Genomic DNA, 23,996 nt, shown 5'->3' with positions numbered 1-23,996 from the left:
TGTTATTGAAGCTCCATGCTCTCATCGATCCGAAACCTTGCCCGCTCTCCGATTGCTGTTCTGGTCATCATCGTTCCGGTGGTCGCCGCCTTTGCGCTGTTCGGGATCAACGACATCTTCACCGGCACCGGCAATGCGGTTGCCACGGTAGGGTCCGAACGCGTGACGCTACAGGATGTAAACCGGGCCATGCAGCGCGAAATGCGCCGCCTGCAGATGGAAAATCCGCGTATCACCCAGCAGGAAGCTGATGAGGCGGGGCTGGGCGATAATGTCATGAACCTGCTGGTTGCGCAGGCCGCTATCAATGCGCAGGCCCGTGAGCTGGGCATTGCAGCAACCGATGATCAGGTCTTTGAGCTAATCCACGGCGCCCCAGCCTTCCAGAGCGTGTTCTCCAACCGCTTTGACCCGGCAGCCTATCAGGAATGGCTGCGCCAGGAAGGCTGGACGGCCAATGCTTTCGAGGCGCAGCTTCGCGGTGATCTGCGCCGCCAGCAGTTTATCGATGCGGCTCTGGCCGGTGCGACACCGCCCGCGATCTTCGGTGAAATGCGTGCGCGCTATCAGGGCGAGACGCGTACGATCCGCGCCCTCCTGATCCCGCCTGCACTGGCTGGCGATGTGGGCACACCGGACGACGAGACGCTGGAAGCGTTCATTGCCGAGAACGAGGCATTCTTCACCCTGCCCGAACAGCGCCGCATCACGCTGGTACGCCTTGATCCGCAACTGGTAGCGCCGGACGTTGCCGTGGACGAGGACGAGCTGCGCGAGCTTTACGAGATGCGCCGGGAGACGGGGGAACTGGCCGACGCGCCGCTGCGCACCTTCCTGCAATGGGTCACGCCCGACCAGCAGACGGCGGAAAACATCGTCGAGCGGCTGGGTGCCGGCGAAGCCCCGGCCAGCATCGCTGCGGCAACCGGGCTGGGCGATCCGGTGCGCCTTGAAGAGGTCGAACAGTTCGCCATACCCGATCAGGTCATCGGGCGCGCAGCGTTCGAGATGACGCAGGGCGAAGCGCGCGCCGTTCAGGGGCGTCTTGGCTGGCGCGCCGTCTATGTTGAAGCGGCTACCGATCCCGAAATTCCCGAGTTTGAAGCCGTTGCCGACGAACTTCGCGCCGAGCTGGCTGGCGACGCGGCGGACTACCGCGTGCTTGACGCACTAGCCGAGTTCGAGGACCAGCGCGGGCGGGGCGCAACGCTGGAAGAGGCCGCAGAGGGCGCAGGCATTCCGCTGGAACGCTTCGACTTCATGACGCCTGACGCGTTTGAAATTTCGTCGGGCGCGCCGCTGATGAGCATCATCCGCGAGGAAACCATACTGGAGGCCGCGCGCACCACGCAGGAGGGCTTCGAGTCCGATCTCACCCAATTTGGTGACGGCGGATATTTCATTCTTCGTGTTGATGCCGTCCGGGGAAGCGAGCTGGCACCGCTGGCTGATGTCCGCGAACAGGCCGAAGCTTTCTGGCGCCTGCGCCAGATCGATGACCGGCTGCAGGACACCGTTACAGAGGCTCTGTCGCGAGCCGAAGCCGGCGAAAGCCTTGATGCCATTGCCGCCAGCATTCCCGGGACCCGTGTGGAGGAAACCACGCTGACGCGCGGGCAGACCGCAGGCCCGTTCACGCAAACCCTGGTCAACGCCGCTTTCCGCGCCCGTCTGGATACGCCGTTTGAAGCGCGCGCAGGCGATCAGCGCACGCGGACGGTTGCAATTGTCACGGCCATTACGCCCGGCTCTGCCGAGCTTGATAGCGAGGCACGCCGGGCCGTTACCGAGGGCTATGAGAGCGATATCGTCATCGCGCTGGAGCGGGCTCTGCTCGACAGCTATGATGTGCGGATCAATACCCAGTTGCGAGACGCGGCCCTTGGCCGCACAGAAATCGACTAGGCGGTGGCTCCATGGCGCTATCGCGAGCCGATATCGACGCGGCGATTGCCCGCTGTCAGTCGCATGGGCGCGTTCTCGTAACCGCTCGGCGTGTCGATGATCTGGAAACACCCGTCTCCGCTTATCTGAAACTGTCGGGCGCAGCGCCTTTCAGCTGCCTTCTGGAGAGCGTCGAGGGCGGCGCCTACCGGGGGCGCTACTCGGCCATCGGCCTTGATCCTGACCTGATCTGGAAAAGCGAAAACGGCACAGCGTCCATAGCGCGCGCCGCCGGTTCCAATGGCCGTCCTGACCGGTTTGAACCGGCTGGCGCGCCTCTGGAGTCTCTCAGGGCACTGATTGAGGAATCGGCGCTGGACATGCCCGGCGGGCTTGCGCCCATCGCTGCAGGGCTATTCGGCTATCTTGGCTATGACATGATCCGCGAGGTCGAGCGTCTGCCATCACTGGCCGCGCCCGATCCGCTGGGCACGCCGGACGGGCTGCTGATGCGGCCGCGCGTGATGATCGTATTCGATGCCATTGCCCAGGAAATCACAGCCGCCGCCCCTGCGCGCATCAGCAAGGGCGAAAGCGCACGCGAGGCGGTCGAGGCCGCCGTCCGGCGTATCGAAGCGGTGTTTGAGCGCCTTGATGCGCCTGCATCGGGCCACCGCGCCGGGACACCGGCTGCGCCCATGGACGCCCCTGCCAGCAATATGGCCGAAACGGCCTTCCGGGCGAATGTGGAGAAGGCAAAGGCGTATATCCGCGCCGGTGACGCCTTCCAGATTGTGGGCAGCCAGCGCTTTTCCGCGCCGTTCAGCCTGCCGCCTTTCGCGCTCTATCGTTCGCTGAGGCGCACCAATCCGTCGCCATTTCTGTTCTTCTTCGATTTCGACGGCTTTGCCATTGCCGGCTCCAGCCCGGAAATCCAGGTGCGTGTGCGCGATGGCAAGGTAACGCTGCGGCCGCTGGCAGGCACACGCCCGCGCGGCTCAACGCCCGAACAGGACGCGGCCAACGAAGCAGAACTGAAAGCCGATCCCAAGGAGCTGGCAGAGCACCTGATGTTGCTGGATCTCGGCCGCAATGATGTGGGCCGTGTGGCGAAGCCCGGCAGCGTGCGCGTGACAGAACGCGAGGTGATCGAGCGCTACAGCCACGTCATGCATATCGTGTCCAACGTCGAAGGCAAGCTTGATCCTGAGCATGACGCGGTATCGGCGCTCTTTGCCGGCTTTCCTGCCGGCACGGTTTCAGGTGCGCCCAAGGTGCGCGCCATGGAGATCATCGACGAGATGGAACCCCACCGGCGCGGGATATATTCCGGCGCGGTGGGCTATTTCGGCGCCGATGGCAGCCTTGATACCTGCATCGCCCTGCGCACCGCCATCATCAAGGATGGCACGATGTATGTGCAGGCAGGCGCAGGGATGGTGCTTGATTCCGATCCTGAATCCGAGCGTCAGGAATCGATCAACAAGGCAAAGGCGGTGTTTCGCGCCGCCGACGAGGCCTGGCGCTTCGCCTAGCTTGCCGTCTGGCTTGACCGGCGCTGCGCGCGTGCCGCCGCCAGCTGCGAGACCGTCACCAGTTCCACCCCTGCCAGTTCGGCGCGCTCTGCCAGCGTTTCCAGCGCGGCCAGCGTCATCGCATGGGGGTGGCCGATCGCGATAGCCGACCCGCTTGCCAGCGCGCGGTCCAGCGCCTGATCAATCGCCGCGTCTACCGCTTCGCGCGTCCGGACATGATCGAGAAAGATGTCGCGGCGTAGCGCCGGAAGGCCCGCGCGCGCGGCTGCGCCGGCTGCCACGCTGCGCGGATGGGTAAGCGAATCGACAAAGATCAGCTGCGACCCGCGAAGGGATTCAAATACCCGCTCCATGGCCGCCGCGTCTGCGGTCATGGCGCTGCCCATATGGTTGTTGAACCCGGATGCACCCGGCACACGCGACAGCGCCCAGCGGAGCCTGCGGGAAATCTCTGCCGCATCATGCGCGCGTATCAGCGCATTGGGTCCGGGATCTGCCAGCCCTACCGGCTCCATTGGCAGGTGCAAGAACACCTCCAGACCCTCGCGCGACGCCGCACGCGCAATCTCCGGCGCGGCCTGCGCAAATGGCAGGATGGATAGCGTAAGGGGCAGGCCAGCGCCGATAAACGCATCGGCTACCGACCGGTCCGGCCCGATATCGTCAATGATGACGGCCAGCATGGGCCGGGAGCCCGCAGATACGGGCATGGCACCGGACAGAAATGGCAAGGCCGCATCTGGCAAGACCGGCGCCAGATCAGCCCCAGGCGCCAGTTCGGCGGTGATGTCTGCCGGTTGCACGGCAGGCTCCACCGCATCCCGGTTGCCCAGCTGAAACGCCAGCCCGGCAAGCAGCAGCATCGCCGCGGCGGCGGCGCTGGCCATGTGGATGACGCTGGTTGCGGGCGAGGACATGAAAATCATGCATAAGGTGAGTCGCAAACGTTGGCGGCCTTGCATTGCCCGACTAGATTGCCTCGCCGCACCGCAATATGGACCGCCCAGACATGCTGCTGATCATCGACAATTACGACAGCTTCACCTTCAACCTGGTTCACTATTTCCAGGAACTCGGCGCGCAGACCCGCGTGATCCGCAATGATGCGATGAGCGCTACGGACGCGCTGGCGCTGGGTGCTGAGGCTATCGTCCTGTCGCCCGGACCGTGCGACCCGGACCGCGCGGGCATCTGCCTTGATGTGCTGCGCCAGGCACCGGCGGATCTGCCAATTCTTGGCGTGTGCCTTGGCCATCAGGCGATGGGACAGGTCTATGGCGGCAAGGTGGTGCAGGCGCACGAGATCATGCACGGCAAGACCAGCCCGATCACGCATGACGCTACGGGCGTGTTTGCCGGCCTGCCTTCGCCCTTCGCCGCAACGCGCTACCACTCGCTGGCCGTCGAGCTGCCGGAAACCAGCGACATGATCGTCAATGCCCGCACGGCAGACGGCGAGATCATGGGGCTGCGTCACCGCTCCCGCCCCGTGCATGGCGTCCAGTTCCACCCTGAATCCATCGCCTCCGAGCATGGCCACACCCTGTTGAAGAATTTTCTGGCCGAAATTCCGCGCCGGACAGGCAAAGCCGCATGAGCCAGATGCGCCCGGCCATCTCCGCCCTTGCAGGCGGGAAACTGCCTGCGCGCGAGGCGCTGGAGGCGGCCTTTGACGCGCTGATGGAGGGGGAGGCTGATCCGGCGGAGATTGGTGGCTTCCTGATTGGCCTGGCCGCCATTGGCGAGAATCCGGACGTTCTGGCAACCGGCGCACGCGCCATGCGCGCGCGCATGCGCACCATCACCGCGCCCGCTGATGCCATCGATACGTGCGGAACCGGCGGCGATGCACGGGGAACCTGGAACATCTCCACCGCCGCCGCACTGGTCGCGGCCAGCGCCGGAGCAGTTGTCGCAAAGCACGGTAACAAGGCCGCCTCATCGAAATCGGGCTCGGCAGAAGTGCTGGAATCGTCCGGCGTCAATCTGATGGCCTCGCCAGAGCAGACCGAGCGAGCGCTGAACGAGGCTGGCGTCGCCTTCCTGTTCGCGCAGGCCCATCACGGTGCGGTGCGCCACGTGGCCCCTGCCCGCAAGACGCTGGGCGTGCGCACCGTGTTCAACCTGCTGGGGCCGCTATCCAACCCTGCCGGAACGCGCCGCCAGCTGCTGGGCGTGTTCGACCGGCGCTGGCTTGTACCGATGGCGCAGGCTTTGCGCGATCTGGGCGCCGAACGGGCCTGGATCGTCCATGGCGAGGACGGTCTCGATGAGATCACCACCACCGGCGCGACCCATATTGCGAGCCTGGAGGCTGATGGCAGCGTGCGCGAGTTTACCGTCACGCCTGAAGATGCCGGCCTTCCCCGCGCGCACCTTGATGATCTCAAGGGCGGGGAACCGGCCGAGAATGCCGCCGCCCTGCACCGCCTGCTACAAGGCGAAAAGGGACCTTACCGCGATATCGTGCTGTTCAATGCCAGCGCCGCGCTGGTGCTTGCCGGAAAGGCAGAGGGGCTGAAAGACGGAGTGGCACTGGCAGCAGCCGCTATCGACGATGGCCGCGCCGCCGCCACGCTGGAAAAGCTCGTCCAGATCACCAACACCTGAGGAATGCCGCCCATGACTGACACGCTGGAGCGCATCGGCGTTTACAAGCGCGCTGACACCGCGCGCCGCAAGGCGGCGATCAGCTATGCCGACATCTCCGCAAAGGGCCAGGCTGCGCCGCCCGTGCGCGGCTTTCTTGATAACCTGCAATCCCGGCTAGCCGCAGACGGGCTGGCCCTGATCGCGGAGATCAAGAAGGCAAGCCCCTCACGCGGCCTGATCCGCGCTGATTTCGACCCGCCTGCGCTTGCCCGCGCTTATGAAGCAGGCGGCGCGGCCTGCCTCTCCATCCTTACCGATACCGAAAGCTTTCAAGGCAGCGACGCGCATCTGGTGGCGGCGCGCGCGGCCGTGTCCCTGCCCGTATTGCGCAAGGACTTCCTCTATGATCCGTGGCAGGTGGCAGAATCGCGCGCGCTGGGGGCTGACTGCATTCTCGTCATCATGGCGGCCGTGGATGACGCCCTTGCCGCCGATCTGGTGGCGGAGGCCGCGCACTGGAATATGGATGCCCTTATCGAGGTGCATGACCGCGCAGAGCTGGAGCGGGCCCTCGCCCTGCCCTCGCCGCTGATCGGCATCAATAACCGCAATCTGCGCACGTTCGACGTGACGCTGGCCACATTCGAGGCGCTGAGCGCCTCGGTGCCCGACGACCGGTTCCTGGTGGCCGAAAGCGGGATTTTCAACGCCGATGACGCTGAGCGCGTGCGCCGATCCGGCGCAAAAGCCCTGCTGGTCGGTGAAAGCCTGATGCGCCAGGACGATGTTGCCGCAGCGGTGAAAACCCTGATGAACTTCGCCTGAGAGCGGGCGCAACCCTTGACGGCCGAGCGGAACAGGCGTAGAACAAACCGTGGCCTTTCTGGCTTTGTTCCTTTGTTGACTGGAGATCAGACCCCCTCATGCTGACCCGCAAACAACACGAGCTTCTGCTCTTCATTCACAAGCGCCTGTCCGAGGACGGCGTTTCCCCGTCTTTTGACGAGATGAAAGAGGCTTTGCAGCTGGCATCGAAATCCGGTGTGCACCGTCTGGTCAGCGCGCTGGAGGAGCGCGGCTTCATTCGCCGTCTTGCCCACCGCGCCCGCGCGCTCGAAGTGCTCAAACTCCCCGATGCCTCCGCGCCGCGCGTCAGTCCAGCGAGCAATGTGGTCAGTGGCAATTTCGCGCGCCGGGAGATGGAAACCGATTCGGTCGACGTGCCGCTGCTCGGTAAAATCGCGGCTGGCGTACCGATCGAGGCGATCCAGCACGAAACCGACCGGTTTGGCGTTCCCTCCCAGATGGTGTCTTCGGGCGAGCATTTCGCGCTGGAGGTCGAAGGAGATTCCATGATCGAGGCGGGCATTCTCGACGGTGATTTTGTCATCATCCGGCGCGGTGACACGGCCAGTAATGGCGAGATTGTCGTTGCGCTTGTGGATAATGAGGAAGCCACGCTCAAACGCATCCGCCGCAAGGGCGGGTCGATCGCCCTGGAGGCAGCGAACCCGGCCTATGAAACCCGCATTTTCGGGCCGGACCGGGTACAGGTTCAGGGCCGTCTGGTGGGGCTGATCCGCCGCTATCACTGACCCTTTGGGGCCGAAGCTGGCAAATGCAGCTAGCTCTCCCGCTCCCGTCCCCAGACGCGGGCCGCACTGCCATCATTGGCACCGCGAAGGCGGATGATGCGCCCGTCACGAACCCAGAATTCGGCGCTGCCCAACTCTGCGCGGGCCGCATCGTCCAGAACCGGCACCGCGCAACGGCGCTTCTGCCAGGCGCTTACCGTGCCGCGCGCGACCACCAGGTCTGCGCGTACGCAATCTTCCTCCAGCGAGGCGGGATGCTCGCTGACCGCTACGCGCAGCCCCTCGGCCGTGATGACAAGACAGCCCAGCGGATCGCACGCATAATCACCGCGCGGCGCGGCGCTGAGCCCGGTTCCGGCACGCTGCAGCAACACCCCAGCCTCAAACCGGCCCCGGCGGCGGTCACTGACCTGCCAGTCCAGACGCTCGCCGGTTTCACTCGAAATGCTTCTCGAAACCAGAACGCCAGAGGATGTGATCATCATGTCGGGCGGGGCCTGCAGCGCCCACAGGGACAGCGCCCCGGCAGCAAACGGAACGCCCGCCACCCGCACCAGCCCTCGCCCCAGCGTCGCCAGTGCAAACCCGGTCGCATAAAGACCGAGCACGATCCCGCCCGGCGCCAGCGCGGGCAAGGCGGCGCCGGGCAGCGATGACGTCCATGTCGCGATCGCCAGCACGATATCCATGCCCATTGCGCTTACCATCAACGGCAAGCCTTCCAGCCCGAATGGGGCCAAGAGCAGCCCCACGACGCCGGCCGGCATCACCCAGAAGCTGAATACCGGCATGGCGACAAGGTTTGCGCCAAACCCATAGGCGGCCATGCGCTGGAAATGGAAGGCGGCAAACAGCCCGGTTGCGCTGCCCGCCACAAGGCTGGTCACGGCGAGCCCTGTAAACGCCGCCTGCACGCGGGCAAACCAGCCATAATCGGCTATGTCGCGGGTGATCCGCCATCTCTGCCAGGCTTCATAGACGGCAATCAGGGCAGCGGTCGCGGCAAAGCTCATCTGGAAACCCGGCTCGATCACGCTTTCCGGGTTGAACGCGATGATGATGAGCGCGGCCAGTGCAAGCGACTGAAAAGACACCGCTCTGCGGCCTATCAATACCGCCGTGAACATGACCGCAGCCATCACGAAGGCGCGCTGGGTGGAGATCGCACCGCCCGACAGCAGCAGATAGCCAAGAGCGGCGAGGAGCGCGATCAGCGCTGCAGGCTTTCGCGGATCATGCGCGCGGGCGAAAGGTTCGATCGAGGCGATGAGCCAGCGCACGGCGAAGTAAATGCCGCCAGCCAGCAGCGCCATGTGCATGCCTGATATGGCCAGCAAATGACCAAGCCCGGACAACCGCAGCGCCTCGGCATGGGCCTCGGTGACGCCTGAGCGCTCCCCGGTCAGCAGCGCGGCGATGACCGGCCCTGAGTTTGGCCCGGCTGCATCCGAAATGCGCTGCGCCAGCCGCCATCGCCACGCCAGAAACGCCCGCTGGCTCTCATTTCCGGCAATGTCTTCCGTCTGGGGCTGGGAGATGGAAAACCCTGAGAGGGCAACCCGCTGGTACCAGGCCGCCCGCGCGCCGTCATAGCCGCCCGCCGCCGCAGGTCCGCGCGGAGGTGACAGGACGGCGCTGACGCGAATGCCATCGCCGGGGGTCAGGGTTTCGGTATTGATCCGCAGGCGCACCCGGTAAGGTGCCGTATCGGCGCGCTGGAGGCTGTCGACACGCAGCAGCACGCGCCCCGAACGCCCCCGGCGCTCAATGCGCTCCACCCAGCCCGTCACGGTGCGGGCGCGGTCGCTGATCTCGATATGGGGCGGGGCAAGGGACAATGTCCGGCCCTGAACATGGGCGTGGCCCGCCAGCGCGCACGCGCTCAGCACCGCCGCCGCCAGCAGAGCGGGCCGCGCCGTCAGCAACAGACCGGCTGCAAGGCAGATCAGGGCTGACAGCCAGAATACAGGGATCAGCGCCGCATCCGGCTCTGCAGGGACAGAAAGATAGACCGCCGCACCCAGCCCGGCGGCAAGCGGCACCCACAAGATCAGATCGGCCGGGCGGACGGCCCTTGACGGCAATACAGGCTGCAAAAGACGGCTCAATGCCGCGGCTGCGCCGCCCGATGCCGGGCTGCATTCCCGCCTGATTGACGCCCGGACCGCGTGGATGTAGCGGCGCATGCAGCCACCCTGTGTTGTCACTTCAGCGGTGAGACTATCTCTTTACGTGCCTAACATGCTAATCATCCCGCTCCTTCGCAGCGCAGCAACATCTCGCACGTGCAAAACAGACAAGACATCATCACGCGCTTTGCGCCCTCGCCCACCGGCTTCCTCCATATCGGAGGGGCGCGCACCGCCTTGTTCAACTATCTTTTTGCGCGTCAGGCAGGCGGCCAGTTCAAGCTGCGCATCGAGGATACGGACCGCGAGCGCTCCACCACAGAAGCCGTGGATGCGATTCTGGCCGGCATGAACTGGCTGGGGCTGGAATGGGATGGCGATGCCGTTTCCCAGCACGCCCGCGCCGACCGGCACCGCGAAGTGGCTGAAGAGCTGGTCGCGCAGGGAAAAGCGTTTCGTTGCTATTGCACGCACGAAGAGGTGGAAAAGCTGCGCGAGGAAGCCTTTGCTGAAGGCCGCGCCCTGCGCTCTCCCTGGCGCGATGGCGGCACGCCGCCCGATGACCGCCGGTTTACGGTCCGCTTTCGCGCGCCGGACAGCGATGTCACGCTGAATGACGCCGTTCAGGGCGAAGTGCGCTGGGCCGCCAAGGAGTTTGACGACCTCATCCTGCTGCGCGCCGATGGCAACCCGACCTATAATCTCGCCGTGGTGGTCGATGACCATGATATGGGCGTCACCCACATCATCCGGGGCGACGATCATCTGGTAAATGGCGGGCGCCAGGCCCAGTTGTATGATGCGCTGGGCTGGGAGCGGCCTGTTTTTGCCCATATCCCGCTCATTCACGGGCCTGATGGCAAGAAGCTGTCCAAGCGCCATGGCGCGCTGGGCGCGGAAGCCTATCGCGATATGGGCTATCTGCCGGAAGGCTTGCGCAATTATCTGGCGCGCCTTGGCTGGAGCCATGGCGACCAGGAATTGTTCAGCGACGCCGAACTGATCGCCGCCTTTTCGCTGGACGGGCTGAACAAGGCCCCTGCCCGGCTCGATTTCGACAAGATGGCGTTTGTAAACCACCATCATATCCGCCAGGCCGACGATGCGCGGCTTCTGGCGCTGCTGATGGAGCGTCTGGAGGGTCAGGACGGGCTGGTCAGCGGCGCGGTGGCGCACGCCCGGTTAACACCTGCCATGGATATGCTGAAAGAGCGTTCAAAAACACTCGCCGAAATGGAATCGCAAGCCTATTTTCTCCTCCGCGAACGCCCGTTCAGCCTTGATGATGCGGCGCGCAAGCACCTGTCTCCCGATGCACTCGCGCGGCTTTCCCGCCTGCGCGGCGTGCTCGCCGCACATAATGACTGGAACAGCGAGTCCCTGGGCGCCGTGCTCAAGGCATTTGCAGAATCCGAAGGCGTTGGCTTTGGCAAGATCGGCCAGCCTTTGCGCGCCGTACTGACCGGAGGCGCCCCGGCGCCCGATATGGGCCTGGTGCTGGGATTGCTGGGCCGCGACGAAACACTTGCCAGGCTGGACGATCACGCCCGCCTGGACTGAACAGACCTGACTTACGTGAAGGGATTGGACCGATGAAGAACAAGACCGACAAAACGGGCTCCGCCCAGCTGACCATTAACGGGAAAACGATCGAGCTACCGGTTCTGGCTGGCTCCGTAGGCCCCGATGTCATCGATATCCGCACGCTCTATCGCGATGCGGGCGTGTTCACCTACGATCCGGGCTTCACCTCCACAGCCAGCTGTGAAAGCCAGATCACCTATATCGACGGCGATGAAGGCGTACTGCTCTATCGCGGCTATCCCATTGACCAGCTGGCGGAAAACTCCTCCTTCATCGAGGTGTCCTACCTGCTGCTGCACGGCGAGCTGCCCTCGGCCAAAGAGCTTGAGGCGTTTGACTGGACGATCCGCCGTCACACCATGCTGCACGACCAGTTCGACCAGTTCTTCCGTGGCTATCGGCGCGATGCGCACCCGATGGCGGTGATGGTCGGCACGGTTGGCGCACTGGCCGCCTTCTACCACGACTCCACCGACATCAATGATCCCAAGGCGCGCACCATTGCCAGCCACCGCATGATCGCAAAAATGCCGACGATTGCGGCGCGGGCGTTCAAATACTCGGTCGGCCAGCCCTTCATCAGCCCGCGCAACGAGCTGGACTACGCCTCCAACTTCCTGCGCATGTGCTTTGCGGTGCCAGCCGAGGATTATGAAGTTTCGCCGACGCTGGCCCGCGCGATGGACCGCATCTTCATCCTGCACGCCGATCACGAGCAGAACGCCTCCACCTCGACGGTCCGCCTTGCCGGTTCGTCCGGTGCCAATCCGTTCGCCTGTATCGCGGCCGGCATTGCCTCGCTGTGGGGCCCTGCCCATGGCGGTGCCAACGAGGCCGCGCTCAACATGCTGGAAGAGATCGGGTCGGTTGACCGTATCCCTGAATTCATCAAGCGCGCCAAGGACAAGGATGATCCGTTCCGCCTGATGGGCTTTGGCCACCGCGTCTACAAGAATTACGACCCGCGCGCGAAAGTCATGCGCACCACCTGCCATGAGGTGCTCGACGAGCTGGGCGTGAAGGACGATCCGCTGCTTCAGGTCGCACTGGAACTGGAGCGTATCGCTCTGGAAGATCCGTATTTTGTCGAGAAGAAGCTCTACCCGAATATCGACTTCTATTCGGGCATCACGCTGCGCGCGATGGGCTTCCCCACCGAGATGTTCACGGTGCTCTTCGCGCTGGCCCGCACGGTTGGCTGGATCGCGCAATGGTCTGAAATGATTGAAGACCCGACCCAGAAGATCGGCCGCCCGCGTCAGGTCTTCACCGGCGCAACCGAGCGCGCCTACCAGCCCGTCAGCAAGCGCTAGACCTTATTTCGGGCCAAGTTCGATGAGGGCGCGGGCGGCATTGACGCTCGCGCCCTCGCCGTTTCCGGCCATGAGTTTCGTGGTTTCCACCAGCGCCTTCGAGACCGTGCTGCGATGCTGCGCATCATCGATCAGCCTTGCCATTTCCGGCACCAGATGCTCCGGCACGGCGCGGGTCTGCAGACGTTCAGGCAATAGTTCCCGGCCAGCTGCCAGATTGACCAGGCTGACATAGGGCGCCTTCAGCATAAAGTTCCAGGCGATGGCCCAGGCAACAGGCCCCAGCCGGTAGCCGACCACGCTCGGCACGCCCATGCGTGACAGCTCCAGCGTTACCGTGCCTGAGCACGCAAGGGCTGCGTCGGCGGCGGCAAAGGCGTCAAGGCGCTCTTCCGGTCCCACCACGATCATTCCAGAGAGCGTATCGCGGCTCGCCAGCCGGTTGCGCACAGACTCCGCGACCGACGGCGCCACTACCGTCACCAGACGCAGGTCAGGGCGGTCTTTCGCCAGCGCTTCAGCCGTAGCGGCGAAATCATCAAACAGCCTTTCGACCTCCGCCTTCCTGCTGCCAAACAGGACCAGTATGACGCGCGCATCGTCAGTAATTGCGTGCTGGCGGCGGAAGCCTGCGCCGTCGCCCGTCAGGTCACGCTCCAGCGCCGGGTTGCCCACCACGATGGTCGGCAGGCCGTAGGGTTCAAAATACTCCGGGTCGAACGGGTGAATGGCCAGAAGATTGTCGACCGCCCGCGCAAGCGTCTTGGCCCGGCCGGGGCGCGTCGCAAAGGCTTGCGGGCCGATATATTTGACGATGCGCGCGCCCGGGCAGGCTTCACGAACTTTCCACGCCACGCGCAGCATGAAGCCCCAGGAATCGATCAGCACCACCTGATCAGCATTGAACGCGGCCGCCGCGCGCGCGCAGGCATCCGAGCGCTCATGCACCTGACGCCAGACGCGCAGGCCGTCAAAGAGGCCCAGGACCGACAGCGCTGACAGATCGATATCAGTGGCGACGCCTTCAGCCGCCATGGCTTCCCGGCCAACACCAGCAATCTCCACGCCCGGGCTTGCAGCGCGCAAGGCCCGGATAAGCTCCGCGCCCACCATGTCACCAGAGGGTTCGGCGGCCACGACAAATACGCGTAAAGGCCGGTTAGCGGGGGCCATGGGAGTTTGTCCGTTCAGCTGTCCGGCGAAACGCCGATAACGAAAATGCCGTGGCGGCGCGCGGCGGCGTCAACGGCGTCACTGCCCAGGATCAGCGCCGCACCCGCCTCGACAGCAATGCCTGCAAGACCCGCTGCGGCCGCCCGCTCAACCGTTTCCACCCCCACGACCGGAAGATCGATCCGGCGCTCCTGCTGCGGCTTTGGGCGTTTGGCCAGCACGCCGCGCGGGGTCTGGCGCGTGCCGCGAATATTCTCCGGCAGGCCCGCGACGCGCTCCAGCATGGCGTCGGTGCCTTCCTGCGCCTCCAGCGCCAGCACCAGCCCGTCGCACACGACGGCGCCCTGCCCTGCGTCCAGCGCCCCGATAGCGGCCGCCATCTGCATGGCCTTGGCGATGTCAGGCTGGTGAGGTGCGGCATCTACATCGCCGCCGATTAGTCCGGCGGCCGCCAATAGCGAGGAGGACAATTCGTCTGCGCCCACAACCTTCAATCCGCGTGCCTCGAAAGCCTTCACCACCACGCGCAGCAGCGCATCGTCTCCGCGCACGGCAGCGGCGAGCAGTTTTGGCAGAAGCTTCGCGCCCTCAAGGTCCGGCACGAAGCTGCGAAAATCAGGACGCGTCACGATGCCGGCGAAACAGACCGCGTCACAACCTGCAACCCTGAGGTCTTCCACCACATGGCCAAACTGGCCGATCGTGCGCACCAGTGGATCGGTGTAATCGGCCGGATCAGCAAAGCCGGACAGCGCAATCACACAGCCAAGCCGTCCGTCAGCCGCACATGCCTGCGCCACCAGGCGCGGCAATGCACCGCCACCTGCGATCAGGCCAAGGCGTGTCCAGCTGGTGCTCATCGCTGCTAGCCCTGTTCGGGGCCGCAAAGCGGGCGTGCTGCTGGGGCCTTCACGAAATTGATGATCTCCATCACCTCGGGGCGCTGCTCGAACAGGCGGCTGGCATCCTCTACCCGTTCGGAAAACGCGCCTTCTGCGGCAAAAATCAGCCGGTAGGCGGCGCGCAGATCGTGGATGAGATCGCGCGAAAAGCCGCGCCGCTTCATACCCACCAGATTCAACCCGGCCAGATAGCCGTGATTATCGACCATCCCATAAGGGATAATGTCACCGGTTACGGGCGCGCCGCCGCCTACAAATGCATAGCGGCCAACGCGGCACTTCTGATGGATGGCAGACAGTCCGCCCATGATGACGTAATCGCCAATCACCACCTCGCCGCCAAGCGTGGCATTGTTGGCGAACACCACATTGTCGCCCACCACGCAGTCATGCCCGACATGGGCGCCGACCATGAAATAACCCCCGGAGCCGACGCGGGTCGTGCCGCGGGCGGTCTCGGTGCCCAGATGCATGGTGACATGCTCACGCATCGTATTGCGGTCGCCTATCACCAGGCTGACATCGCCGCCCTTGTATTTGAAATCCTGCGGGGGCGAGCCGAGCGCCGCAAACGGATGCACCAGGCAGTCAGCACCGATTTCAGTCTGGTTGCGCACGCTGACATGGGAGACCAGCCGCGTACGGTCCCCGATCTTTACTTTCGGGCCGACCTGGCAGAACGGTCCGATTTCGACATCCTCGCCCAGCTCGGCTCCCGGTTCGACAATCGCGGACGGGTGGATAAGCGTGCTCACGATGCCTCTCCCTGGCGCTGCGCCGATGTAGCGGAGAACGCGGCGTCAGCCACTTTCACCCCGTTGACCAGCGCGTCGCCTTCAAACCTGAACAACCCTCTGCGGTTGGCCACCACACGGACCGGCATCTCCAGAACATCTCCCGGACGCACCGGCTTGCGAAACCGGGCCCTGTCCACACCGATAAACAGGATCAGGGTGTTGGAGATATCGGCGTCGAGTGTTTTCGACATCAGCAAGGCGCCTGTCTGGGCCAGCGCCTCTATCATCAGCACGCCGGGCATGACGGGATTTTCGGGGAAGTGCCCCTGAAAATAGGGCTCACCGGCTGACACACATTTGATGCCGATTATGGACTCGCCCTCGACATAGCTGTGCGCGCGGTCCACCAGCAAGAAAGGGAACCGGTGCGGCAGACGCATCAGGATTTCATCCGGCCCGATAACGCTGGCAAGGTCGGTCATGCGCACCCCATTGCTCACCCGAAGGTCACTCGTCACCCTTGTCCTGCCCTGCAGCGCGGCCACCGTCAACCGTGCGCCGTTTCGGCGATGCCAGGCGTTTGAGCAGGGCAAGTTCACGAAGCCATCCGCGGATCGGCTGGGCGGGCTGTCCGGCCCAGGTTTCACCCGCTGGCACATCCCCGGCCGGTGAGGCATTGGCCGCAAGCCGCGCCCCGTCACCAATAGTGACATGGTCAACGATCCCGACCCGGCCACCGAACTGGGCTCCGCGGCCGATATTCACGCTGCCTGAAACTCCCGCGAACGCGGCCATCAGCGTGTGGGCGCCTACCTGAACATTGTGCGCGATGTGACACAGATTATCGAGCTTCACCCCGTCGCCCAGCGCGGTATCGCCAAACATCCCGCGATCTATGGTGCAGTTCGCACCGATACGCACATCGTCGCCAATCACGACGCGACCGAAATGGGGAAGCTCCAGAAGACCTTGCGGGCCTGGCACCAGGCCAAAACCGGCCTCGCCGATCACGCTGCCCGGTCCGATCCGGCAATTGCGCCCGATCACCGCAAATCCGATGACAGCGCACGGGCCGATATGTGTGCCGTCGCCGATCTCGACGCCGGTGCCGATGACCGCATTCGGACCGATATGGCAGTTCTCGCCAACAGATGCACCGGCACCAATATACGCGCCGGGGCTGATAACCGTCCCCGGCCCGATGACAGCGGATGGATGTATCGCGCTGGAGGAATCATTGCCGCGGGGGGCAATCACCCGTGGGGCCATGACAGCAAAGGCTGCCTTGGGGTGTTTAACGGTGATTAGCGCCGATCCGGGATGAAGGCTCTGCCCGCTCAGCGCGTCGGCAGACCCGATGATGACACAGGGGTGGGAGGCAATTGCCTCCAGCGGTTTCGATGACTCAACGAATACCAGGGTTCCGGGCGACGGAGCGCTGGCAGAGGCTACATCAACAGCGCTGCAAACAGGATTGCCGGCGAGCTCGGCATTGAGCTCACCGGCAATGTCCTTCGCGTTCAGCTCGCCGACACGGTGATAGAACCGGAAGTCAACGGCCACTGGACTAACGTCTACTGACCATTCTCGGGAGCGCGGACGCGCGTCACCGGCGTCGTCTGGATACGCTGGTTCAGACGCTCGACCACCGTAGACGTCACATCCACGCTGTCGGCCGCGAAAACGACCTGCGAACGGTCGAGGAGCACAGTCGCGCTGCGCTCGTTCACGACCTCCTGCAGGACACCTTCCAGCGCTTGCAGAACGGGCTGAAGAGCCTGACGCTCGGTTGCCACAAGCTCCTGCTGGCGCAGACGGCGCAGACGCTCGAGCTGCTGGGCGTTCTGCTGCAGCTGCTGGGCGCGCTGGATCAGGTCCGGGCGCTGCTGGATGGCTTCCTGGCTGAGAGCCGAAGTTTCGGCCTGCAGGGCCTCGTTTTCCTGTGAGAGAGGCTGGGCGGCCGCCTCCAGTTCGGTCTGGATTTCGCGGCCGATCACCTCCAGCTGGCTGGCAATATGCCGCCCGACCTGGCTCTCGGTCAGAATGGTCTCTTCGTTGATCACCAGAATGTTCTGTGCGTGAGCAGCACCGAGCGTGCCCAGAGCAAGAACGATACCGGCAAAAAACGCACGCATGCGCTTGCTGGCAATCTGGCTGGTTTGGAAAGTCATGATGTTAGAACCCTGTGCTTGTGCTGAAACGGAAGAACTCCCGGCGGTCATAATCTTGATAAACCACGGCCTCCGCAAAGTCGAAACGGACGGGGCCAAACGGAGAGTCCCAGAAAATACTGATGCCAACCGACACGCGCGGTGCCAGTTCATCGATAGTGAAGGGTGATGTTGTTCCGCCTACGTCAGCAATCTGGTCAACTGAAGGCAGGATACCCATTGTCCCGAACTCACTAAACACGCTGCCGCGGACGCCATACTGCTCAGGCAAGCCCAGCGGGAAGCCCAGCTCAAGCGCACCGATAGCATAGAAATTGCCGCCCAGCGCATCGTCGCGCATCAGAAGGCCATCCGTGTCACGCTGAACCACGCGCGGCCCGATGCCCGCCGTTTCAAAGCCACGGAATGAGTTGCCGCCTTTGAAGAAGCGGTCATTGATCCGCACGTCATCACCGCCCCAGCCGAGGATCATCCCGGTCTCACCGGTCAGGCTGAGTACAACATCGGAGCGGAAGACATTGCGGTAGATTGCACCGCGCCCTTCAGTGCGAACATAGCGCACATCACCGCCGAAGCCCGCAACTTCCTGGTTCAGGCTCAGCCGGAAACCATTTGTCGGACGCTGGAAATCGTTAACACGGTTCCACGAGACGGAATACCCGACCAGCGAGGTCATACGCGACCCCGCCGCGCGTGCAATTGCACCCGAAACACCATAGAAAGTACGGACCTCATCATTGCGAAGTGTGAAATTCAACCCTGCCTCAACGGACGCTGTTAGCGGGAAGCCGGTGCGAAGGCTGAACCCCGTGGATTCGGTCTCGAATGACGCTTCCCGGGAGAAGTTGGAACGGACCTGGAACAGGTCGAAGCCCGCCGCAAGATTGCGGTCCAGGAAGCGCGGCTCGGTGAAGCGGATATCGATCTGACGGCGGCGCGAGCTTTCCGAAACACGGAATCGCAGAAACTGGCCGCGCCCGCGCAAATTGCGCTCTGACACCGAGAAATCGACAAGGAATGCGTCGGTCGACGAATAACCAACGCCGAACGCCAGCTCGCCCGTCGGCTGCTCGGTCACGGCGACCTGCAGCTGCGCGCGATCTGCACTACTACCCTGTACCGGCGTAATTTCAACGTTTTCAAAAAAACCAAGACGGCGGACACGCTGGCGTGACAGATTAACCAGTACCTGGTTGAACGCGTCGCCCTCCACCAGTTCCATCTCGCGCCGGATCACGCGGTCAAGCGTGCGGGAATTCCCCGCGATATCAATCCGTTCGATATACACGCGCGGCGCCGGGTTGATGACGTATTCGATGTCTACGGTTTGCGTCTCGCGGTTCGTGCGCACGCGAGGACGCACATCCACGAACGCATATCCCGCCGCACCCGCAGCAAATGTCAGTGTGTCTACCGACTCCTCAATACGGCTGCCCACATACAGCGCATCAGGCCGGGTCGACACGATGGCTTGCAGATATTCCGGGTCGAGATCCTCAATCTCGGTCGTAACCGTGATCTCGCCAAAGCTGTAAACCTGCCCTTCGTCGACCGTGTAGGTGACGTAGAATCCCGATTGATCGGGCACCAGCTCTGCGACGGCCGAACTCACGCGAAAATCGGCATAACCGCGATCAGCGTAGAATTCGCGCAACTGCTCACGGTCAAACTCGAGCCGGTCGGGATCATAATTGTCATTGGAGTCGAAAAACCGCCACCAGCGCGACTCGCTCGTCACGACCTCTCCGCGCAAACGCCGGTCGGAATAGGCCCGGTTGCCGACAAAGTTGATCCGCCTTACGCCTGTCGTCGGCCCTTCAGAAATCTCGAACACCAGATCAACGCGGTTTTGCGGCAGCTCGACGATCTGCGGGTTCACCTGAACGGCAAAACGTCCAGACCGGCGATATACCTCAAGGATACGCTGAACATCCGCCTGCACGCGGGTGCGCGTGAACAGGGAGCGCGGGCCGAGCTGTATCTCATCGTTAATCCGGCTGTCATTGATGGCCCGGTTGCCTTCCAGCACCACCCGGTTGATGACCGGATTCTCGCGCACATAGACGATCAATGTGGACTGTTCGATCGCGACCCGGACATCGGCAAACAGATTGGTCGCAAACAGCGTCTGGATAGACAGGTTAATCAGGCGCGGATCGGCCACATCACCCGGCCGAACCAGCATATAGGACAGGATAGTGTCCGCCTCGACGCGCTGATTGCCTTCGACAAATACCTGAAGGATCCGGGGAGCTTCCCGGCTCTCCTGCGCACTCGGCAATTCCGCAGCGGCGGCGTCTTCGCGGGCCGGCTGGGCATGGGCGAGCGGTGAGCACAGGAGCGCCAGGGCCGCTATCGTCCAGACGAAAACCTTCATTGACTGCACCACCCTGGTCCCGTTCCGCCAGCCATCAGGAGAAGAGGCCGGCCAGATAATTCAAATCATTCCATGTAGCGACCACCATCAGCCCGAGGATCAGCGCCAGACCGGCCTTGAGGCCAAGCGACTGAACCGAGGGGCTGGGTGGATGTTTCGCCACGGCTTCGTAGGCGTAATACACAAGGTGGCCACCGTCTAGAACCGGGATTGGCAGGAGATTCATCAATCCGATCGCCACGGACAGGAGTCCGGCCAGCAGAACGAGATTGGTAGCCAGACGCATCAGCGCTACGCTAAGGTCGTAGCTGCTGCCCTCTCCTGCGCCAGGATCGGCAACGGCGATGTTGGCGACCTGCCCGGCCGTGGTCGCGATGCCCAGCGGGCCATTGATGTGCTCCAGCGACGCCTGGAACGTGACCAGACGCGCCAGATAATCAACAATTGTTACCAACACGCGGCCCGTCTGGGTAACGCCATGGCCAAGCGCCTCAACCGGACCGAACCGGCGCTGTATGATTTGCGCCTCGGAAGACAGGCCAACGCCCAGAAAGCCGAACGCGCGCGTGCCGCCCAGCCCGTCAGCGCGCATCTCGCGGCGCGGCGTGGCGTGCAGGGTCAGTTCTGCCCCGTCGCGCTCCACGGTGAAGCGCATGGGCTGTCCTGCCCGCGTCATTACCGCTTGGGAAAGATCGGTGAAGGTGCGGGCGCGCTGACCATCGATCGTGAGCAGCAGGTCGCCGCTCTGGAAGCCTGCCGCTTCAGCGGGACTTTCAGCCGTGATTTCGCCGATGAGCGGCTCAATGGTGGCCTCCCCACGGGCCATGCCGACCGCGGCAAACAGGATTATGGCGAGCAGAAAATTGGCCACCGGACCGGCCAGCACGATGATCGCGCGCTGCCATACCGGCTTGAAATGAAACACCTTGTCCGCATCGGCGCGAGCGGCCTTCAGCCGCTCCAGCGTTGCCTGATCGCGGGCGCTTACTGCATCAGCATCGCCCAGAAAGCGGACATAGCCGCCCAGCGGCAAGCCCGCGATACGCCAGAGCGTGCCCTTTCTGTCATGCCAGCTGGCCAGGGTCGGGCCGAACCCGATTGAAAACACTTCCGCGTGCACGCCGAAATACCGGCCTGCCAGATAGTGACCAAGCTCATGAATGACCACGACAAACGAGATCACGGCCACAAAGGCCGCGACGCTGAGCAGTCCCGATCCAAGCAAGTCTGTCACGCTGCCTTATGCTCCCTGTGCGCGGCTAGCGCTGTGCTGCGCGCGCGCCTTCACCAGCGATGCCGCCAGCTCGCGTGCCGCAGCGTCCGCCGCATATACCGTATCGAAATCGGTCAATGAACCTCTGGCTACCCCCTCACCCCGCTCCAGAGACTCCGCAACGATTGCGGCGATGTCAAGGAAGCCGACATGACCATTCAGAAAGGCATCCACCGCGATCTCGTTGGCGGCGTTCAATACCAGCGGGCTGGTACCGCCCTGCCGGAACGCGGCGCGCGCCAGTTCGAGCGCCGGAAAGCGCTTCGGATCAGGCGCTTCAAAGGTCAGCTTGCCCAGGGCGGGCAGATCAAGGCGCGAAACGCCGGTCTCCATACGGTCCGGCCAGCCCAGCGCATGGGCTATCGGTGTGCGCATGTCCGGCGTGCCCATCTGGGCGAGAAGCCCGCCATCATAATGCTCCACCAGCCCGTGCAGGATCGATTCAGGGTGGACGATCACATCCACCTTTTCCGGCGGCAGGGCGAAGAGATGGCAAGCCTCTATAACCTCCAGCCCCTTGTTCATCATCGTCGCCGAGTCCACCGAGATCTTGGCCCCCATGGACCAGACGGGATGGGCGACGGCGTCGCGCACGCTGGCACGCGCCATGGTCTCAAGGCTGGCATTGCGGAACGGACCGCCAGATGCGGTCAGAATGATCCGGCGCACTTTGGCGGGATCGCTGCCGCCGAGTGCCTGAAAGATCGCGTTGTGTTCGGAATCAACCGGCAGAACCGTCGCGCCGGAGCGGCGCGCGCTCTCCATGAATAGCGGGCCGGCACACACCAGCGCTTCCTTGTTGGCCAGCGCGACGACCTGGCCGCGTTTTACGGCTGCCAGCGTGGGCGCCAGCCCCGCCGCGCCGACAATCGCCGCCATGGTCCAGTCGGCTTCCATGGACGCGGCTTCAGCGACGGCGGAAGGCCCTGCACCCCATTTGAGACCGGAACCGGCCAGCGCCGCCTCCAGCACAGGTGCGTGACGCGCATCGCCAAGGGCGGTAAAGCGCGGGCGCAGACGCAGGGCGATGTCTGCCAGCTCCTGCGCGCGGGTATTGGCCGTGAGCGCTACAAGCTCGTAGCGGCCCTCCGGCGCGGCGTCGATCAGGTCCAGCGTCGCCAGCCCGACAGAGCCCGTAGCCCCCAGAATGGAGATCGTGCGCGTCATCTAGATACCACTGCCCGGCCAGCCAGCGGGAGCCAGCATTGCAAACAGGCCGGCAAAAACGGTCGCAAGCATCAAGGCGTCCACCCGGTCGAGCACCCCGCCATGCCCGGGGATCAGCGTGCCTGCATCCTTCACGCCAAACCGGCGCTTGGCGAGTGACATTACCAGATCACCCGCAACAGCCATGCCAGCGGCAGGCAGAGCAGCGGCCAGAGCATAAGCGGGGTCCAGCCCCCACAGCCCTGCCACAATCACCCCGGCAGCCGCGCCGCACCCGACGCCGGCGACCAGCCCGGTCCATGTCTTGTTGGGACTGGCTGCGGGCAGAAGCTTCGGACCGCCAAGCCACGTGCCCGCCAGATAGGCGAACGTGTCAGCCGCCCACACCACCGCCAGCAGGAACAGGACCGCGCCCAGCCCGCCATCAGCACCGCGCAAGCCCACAAGTATACTCGCCGCGCTGGCGACATAGATCACACCCAGCGGTGCCTCCCATGCCCTGCCCCGCCTGCGCCGGTCGAGATAGGCTGATACCGCACCGGCCAGCACCCATAGGGCGCACCACGCCCATTCGCCATTGGCTGCCAGCAGGACGCTGCCAACGGCGGTTCCGGTGGCAATCGAGAAGGCGCGCGGCGGCGCATCGCGGTCAGACATGCGCACCCATTCCCACGCCATGGCGGCAGCGAAGGCGGCCACGAAAATCGCGAACGGATAGCCGCCATACCAGACCAGGCCGAGCGCCAGCGGCGCGAGCACCAGCGCGGATGCCAGCCGGCGCAGGAAAACCGGGTCGCGCGGTCCGGGAAGGCGTGCCAACAGACTCACGGGCGCCCGCCAAACCGGCGATTGCGTGACTGGTAGATACCAATCGCCTCTTTCATGTGCTCGACGGAAAAGTCCGGCCACAGCACATCCATGAAGACCAGCTCCGAATACGCGCCCTGCCAGAGCAGGAAGTTGGAGATGCGCATTTCACCGCTGGTGCGGATAATCAGGTCCGGATCGGGCAGTCCGCTGGTATCCAGCCGTGCGGCGAAAGCTTTTTCGTCAATCTCGCCTTGCAGGGCGCCGGCCTGAAACTCCGCCAGCAAAGCTCTGGCCGTCCGGACGATTTCGTCGCGGCCGCCATAGTTGAAGGCGACATTGAGATTGAAGCGCGTATTGACGGCGGTGCGGGCCTCAGCCCGGTCAATGATCTCGCGGATATCAGCTGACAAGCCGTCCCGGCTGCCCAGAATGCGCACCCGCACGCCGTTTTTCGCCAGATCGTCCAGATCAGCGTCGACAAACTGCTTGAGCAGGTCGAAAAGCGTACTCACCTCTTCGGTGGAACGCCGCCAGTTCTCGGTAGAAAACCCAAACAATGTCAGGTGAGTAACGCCCAGATCGGCAGAGCCACGCACAAGCGCGCGAACCGCCTCTACGCCCTGACGATGCCCCATGGCCCTGGGCAGGCCACGCGCCGCAGCCCAGCGCCCGTTACCATCCATGATGACGGCCACGTGGCGCGGCACGGTGATCTGGCCGCCGGGTTCAGCTGACATCGCAAACAGTCCTCCCC

General features: G+C 63.9%; 21 protein-coding genes. 8 read left to right on the top strand and 13 right to left on the bottom strand.

The window, feature by feature from the left end:
- Positions 1–15: 15 nt before the first annotated feature.
- On the top strand, positions 16–1,905 hold the full coding sequence (locus tag ACQ5ID_RS04460) for a peptidylprolyl isomerase (RefSeq protein ID WP_429911265.1): 1,890 nt from the start codon (positions 16–18) through the stop codon (positions 1,903–1,905).
- Positions 1,906–1,916: 11 nt separating this feature from the next.
- Complete coding sequence (gene trpE / locus ACQ5ID_RS04455) at positions 1,917–3,419, top strand: anthranilate synthase component I (protein ID WP_429911264.1); 1,503 nt, start codon at positions 1,917–1,919, stop codon at positions 3,417–3,419.
- On the opposite strand, the gene ACQ5ID_RS04450 is transcribed toward trpE, so the two are convergent.
- Entirely contained in the window at positions 3,416–4,336 is a 921-nt protein-coding gene (locus ACQ5ID_RS04450; RefSeq protein WP_429911263.1) for a divergent polysaccharide deacetylase family protein, read from the bottom strand. The genes trpE and ACQ5ID_RS04450 overlap by 4 nt on opposite strands.
- 92 nt (positions 4,337–4,428) lie before the next feature.
- Here ACQ5ID_RS04450 and ACQ5ID_RS04445 point away from each other — a divergent pair, with 92 nt between their 5' ends.
- The 4 genes from ACQ5ID_RS04445 to lexA all read left to right on the top strand — a co-directional run bounded on the left by ACQ5ID_RS04445 (position 4,429) and on the right by lexA (position 7,606).
- Complete coding sequence (locus tag ACQ5ID_RS04445) at positions 4,429–5,016, top strand: anthranilate synthase component II (RefSeq protein ID WP_429911262.1); 588 nt, start codon at positions 4,429–4,431, stop codon at positions 5,014–5,016.
- A complete protein-coding gene (gene trpD / locus ACQ5ID_RS04440) occupies positions 5,013–6,029 on the top strand; it encodes an anthranilate phosphoribosyltransferase (protein WP_429911261.1) in 1,017 nt (338 codons plus the stop codon). The genes ACQ5ID_RS04445 and trpD overlap by 4 nt, the downstream gene beginning before the upstream one ends.
- A gap of 12 nt (positions 6,030–6,041) precedes the next feature.
- A complete protein-coding gene (gene trpC / locus ACQ5ID_RS04435) occupies positions 6,042–6,836 on the top strand; it encodes an indole-3-glycerol phosphate synthase TrpC (protein ID WP_429911260.1) in 795 nt (264 codons plus the stop codon).
- 98 nt (positions 6,837–6,934) lie between these two features.
- Positions 6,935–7,606 (top strand): transcriptional repressor LexA, encoded by a 672-nt coding sequence (lexA, locus tag ACQ5ID_RS04430; RefSeq protein ID WP_429911259.1) that lies wholly within the window; start codon positions 6,935–6,937, stop codon positions 7,604–7,606.
- 29 nt (positions 7,607–7,635) lie between these two features.
- On the opposite strand, the gene ACQ5ID_RS04425 is transcribed toward lexA, so the two are convergent.
- Complete coding sequence (locus ACQ5ID_RS04425; RefSeq protein ID WP_429911258.1) at positions 7,636–9,792, bottom strand: ComEC/Rec2 family competence protein; 2,157 nt, start codon at positions 9,790–9,792, stop codon at positions 7,636–7,638.
- Positions 9,793–9,891: 99 nt separating this feature from the next.
- Here ACQ5ID_RS04425 and gltX point away from each other — a divergent pair, with 99 nt between their 5' ends.
- Together gltX and gltA are read left to right on the top strand one after the other, a co-directional pair.
- Positions 9,892–11,295 (top strand): glutamate--tRNA ligase, encoded by a 1,404-nt coding sequence (gene gltX / locus ACQ5ID_RS04420; protein ID WP_429911257.1) that lies wholly within the window; start codon positions 9,892–9,894, stop codon positions 11,293–11,295.
- A gap of 32 nt (positions 11,296–11,327) precedes the next feature.
- Entirely contained in the window at positions 11,328–12,632 is a 1,305-nt protein-coding gene (gene gltA / locus ACQ5ID_RS04415; protein WP_429911256.1) for a citrate synthase, read from the top strand.
- A 3-nt stretch (positions 12,633–12,635) separates the two neighbouring features.
- Here the strand turns inward: gltA and lpxB are convergent, their stop codons facing one another.
- Genes lpxB through ACQ5ID_RS04360 form a run of 11 tightly spaced genes read right to left on the bottom strand, consistent with a single transcriptional unit; the run spans position 12,636 to position 23,979 of the window.
- Positions 12,636–13,805 carry a lipid-A-disaccharide synthase gene (gene lpxB / locus ACQ5ID_RS04410; RefSeq protein WP_429911255.1) on the bottom strand — a complete coding sequence of 390 codons (1,170 nt, stop codon included), beginning with the start codon at positions 13,803–13,805 and terminating at the stop codon, positions 12,636–12,638.
- 14 nt (positions 13,806–13,819) lie between these two features.
- Complete coding sequence (locus ACQ5ID_RS04405; protein WP_429911254.1) at positions 13,820–14,665, bottom strand: LpxI family protein; 846 nt, start codon at positions 14,663–14,665, stop codon at positions 13,820–13,822.
- Between the two features lie 5 nt (positions 14,666–14,670).
- Positions 14,671–15,462: an acyl-ACP--UDP-N-acetylglucosamine O-acyltransferase gene (gene lpxA, locus ACQ5ID_RS04400; protein WP_429911253.1), complete on the bottom strand. Its 792-nt coding sequence runs from the start codon at positions 15,460–15,462 to the stop codon at positions 14,671–14,673.
- Positions 15,459–15,926: a 3-hydroxyacyl-ACP dehydratase FabZ gene (fabZ, locus tag ACQ5ID_RS04395; RefSeq protein WP_429911252.1), complete on the bottom strand. Its 468-nt coding sequence runs from the start codon at positions 15,924–15,926 to the stop codon at positions 15,459–15,461. The genes lpxA and fabZ overlap by 4 nt, the downstream gene beginning before the upstream one ends.
- Positions 15,927–15,951: 25 nt before the next feature.
- Positions 15,952–17,007, bottom strand: a complete 1,056-nt coding sequence (gene lpxD / locus ACQ5ID_RS04390; RefSeq protein ID WP_429911251.1) for a UDP-3-O-(3-hydroxymyristoyl)glucosamine N-acyltransferase — start codon at positions 17,005–17,007, stop codon at positions 15,952–15,954.
- Positions 17,008–17,018: 11 nt separating this feature from the next.
- Positions 17,019–17,615, bottom strand: coding sequence for an OmpH family outer membrane protein (locus tag ACQ5ID_RS04385; RefSeq protein ID WP_429911250.1), 597 nt, complete (start codon positions 17,613–17,615; stop codon positions 17,019–17,021).
- A gap of 4 nt (positions 17,616–17,619) precedes the next feature.
- Positions 17,620–19,992, bottom strand: a complete 2,373-nt coding sequence (gene bamA, locus ACQ5ID_RS04380; RefSeq protein WP_429911249.1) for an outer membrane protein assembly factor BamA — start codon at positions 19,990–19,992, stop codon at positions 17,620–17,622.
- 34 nt (positions 19,993–20,026) lie between these two features.
- Positions 20,027–21,226, bottom strand: a complete 1,200-nt coding sequence (locus tag ACQ5ID_RS04375) for a M50 family metallopeptidase (protein WP_429911248.1) — start codon at positions 21,224–21,226, stop codon at positions 20,027–20,029.
- A 6-nt stretch (positions 21,227–21,232) separates the two neighbouring features.
- A complete protein-coding gene (gene dxr / locus ACQ5ID_RS04370; RefSeq protein ID WP_429911247.1) occupies positions 21,233–22,432 on the bottom strand; it encodes a 1-deoxy-D-xylulose-5-phosphate reductoisomerase in 1,200 nt (399 codons plus the stop codon).
- Positions 22,433–23,260 (bottom strand): phosphatidate cytidylyltransferase, encoded by an 828-nt coding sequence (locus tag ACQ5ID_RS04365; protein ID WP_429911246.1) that lies wholly within the window; start codon positions 23,258–23,260, stop codon positions 22,433–22,435.
- On the bottom strand, positions 23,257–23,979 hold the full coding sequence (locus ACQ5ID_RS04360; RefSeq protein WP_429911245.1) for an isoprenyl transferase: 723 nt from the start codon (positions 23,977–23,979) through the stop codon (positions 23,257–23,259). The genes ACQ5ID_RS04365 and ACQ5ID_RS04360 overlap by 4 nt, the downstream gene beginning before the upstream one ends.
- Positions 23,980–23,996 lie beyond the last annotated feature (17 nt).

The organism is Glycocaulis sp. (assembly GCF_050485565.1).
Taxonomy (GTDB): Bacteria; Pseudomonadota; Alphaproteobacteria; order Caulobacterales; family Maricaulaceae; genus Glycocaulis.
The sequence above is the reverse complement of the archived record's forward strand: the minus strand, read 5'-3'. Positions and strand labels throughout refer to the sequence as shown.

Excerpts from the sequence above, each read along its gene's own strand:
- ACQ5ID_RS04460 (WP_429911265.1), top strand. The coding sequence starts at position 16 with ATGCTCTCATCGATCCGAAACCTTGCCCGCTCTCCGATTGCTGTTCTG.
- trpE (WP_429911264.1), top strand. The coding sequence starts at position 1,917 with ATGGCGCTATCGCGAGCCGATATCGACGCGGCGATTGCCCGCTGTCAG.
- ACQ5ID_RS04450 (WP_429911263.1), bottom strand. The coding sequence starts at position 4,336 with ATGTCCTCGCCCGCAACCAGCGTCATCCACATGGCCAGCGCCGCCGCC.
- ACQ5ID_RS04445 (WP_429911262.1), top strand. The coding sequence starts at position 4,429 with ATGCTGCTGATCATCGACAATTACGACAGCTTCACCTTCAACCTGGTT.
- trpD (WP_429911261.1), top strand. The coding sequence starts at position 5,013 with ATGAGCCAGATGCGCCCGGCCATCTCCGCCCTTGCAGGCGGGAAACTG.
- trpC (WP_429911260.1), top strand. The coding sequence starts at position 6,042 with ATGACTGACACGCTGGAGCGCATCGGCGTTTACAAGCGCGCTGACACC.
- lexA (WP_429911259.1), top strand. The coding sequence starts at position 6,935 with ATGCTGACCCGCAAACAACACGAGCTTCTGCTCTTCATTCACAAGCGC.
- ACQ5ID_RS04425 (WP_429911258.1), bottom strand. The coding sequence starts at position 9,792 with ATGCGCCGCTACATCCACGCGGTCCGGGCGTCAATCAGGCGGGAATGC.
- gltA (WP_429911256.1), top strand. The coding sequence starts at position 11,328 with ATGAAGAACAAGACCGACAAAACGGGCTCCGCCCAGCTGACCATTAAC.
- lpxB (WP_429911255.1), bottom strand. The coding sequence starts at position 13,805 with ATGGCCCCCGCTAACCGGCCTTTACGCGTATTTGTCGTGGCCGCCGAA.
- ACQ5ID_RS04405 (WP_429911254.1), bottom strand. The coding sequence starts at position 14,665 with ATGAGCACCAGCTGGACACGCCTTGGCCTGATCGCAGGTGGCGGTGCA.
- fabZ (WP_429911252.1), bottom strand. The coding sequence starts at position 15,926 with ATGACCGACCTTGCCAGCGTTATCGGGCCGGATGAAATCCTGATGCGT.
- ACQ5ID_RS04385 (WP_429911250.1), bottom strand. The coding sequence starts at position 17,615 with ATGACTTTCCAAACCAGCCAGATTGCCAGCAAGCGCATGCGTGCGTTT.
- bamA (WP_429911249.1), bottom strand. The coding sequence starts at position 19,992 with ATGAAGGTTTTCGTCTGGACGATAGCGGCCCTGGCGCTCCTGTGCTCA.
- dxr (WP_429911247.1), bottom strand. The coding sequence starts at position 22,432 with ATGACGCGCACGATCTCCATTCTGGGGGCTACGGGCTCTGTCGGGCTG.
- ACQ5ID_RS04360 (WP_429911245.1), bottom strand. The coding sequence starts at position 23,979 with ATGTCAGCTGAACCCGGCGGCCAGATCACCGTGCCGCGCCACGTGGCC.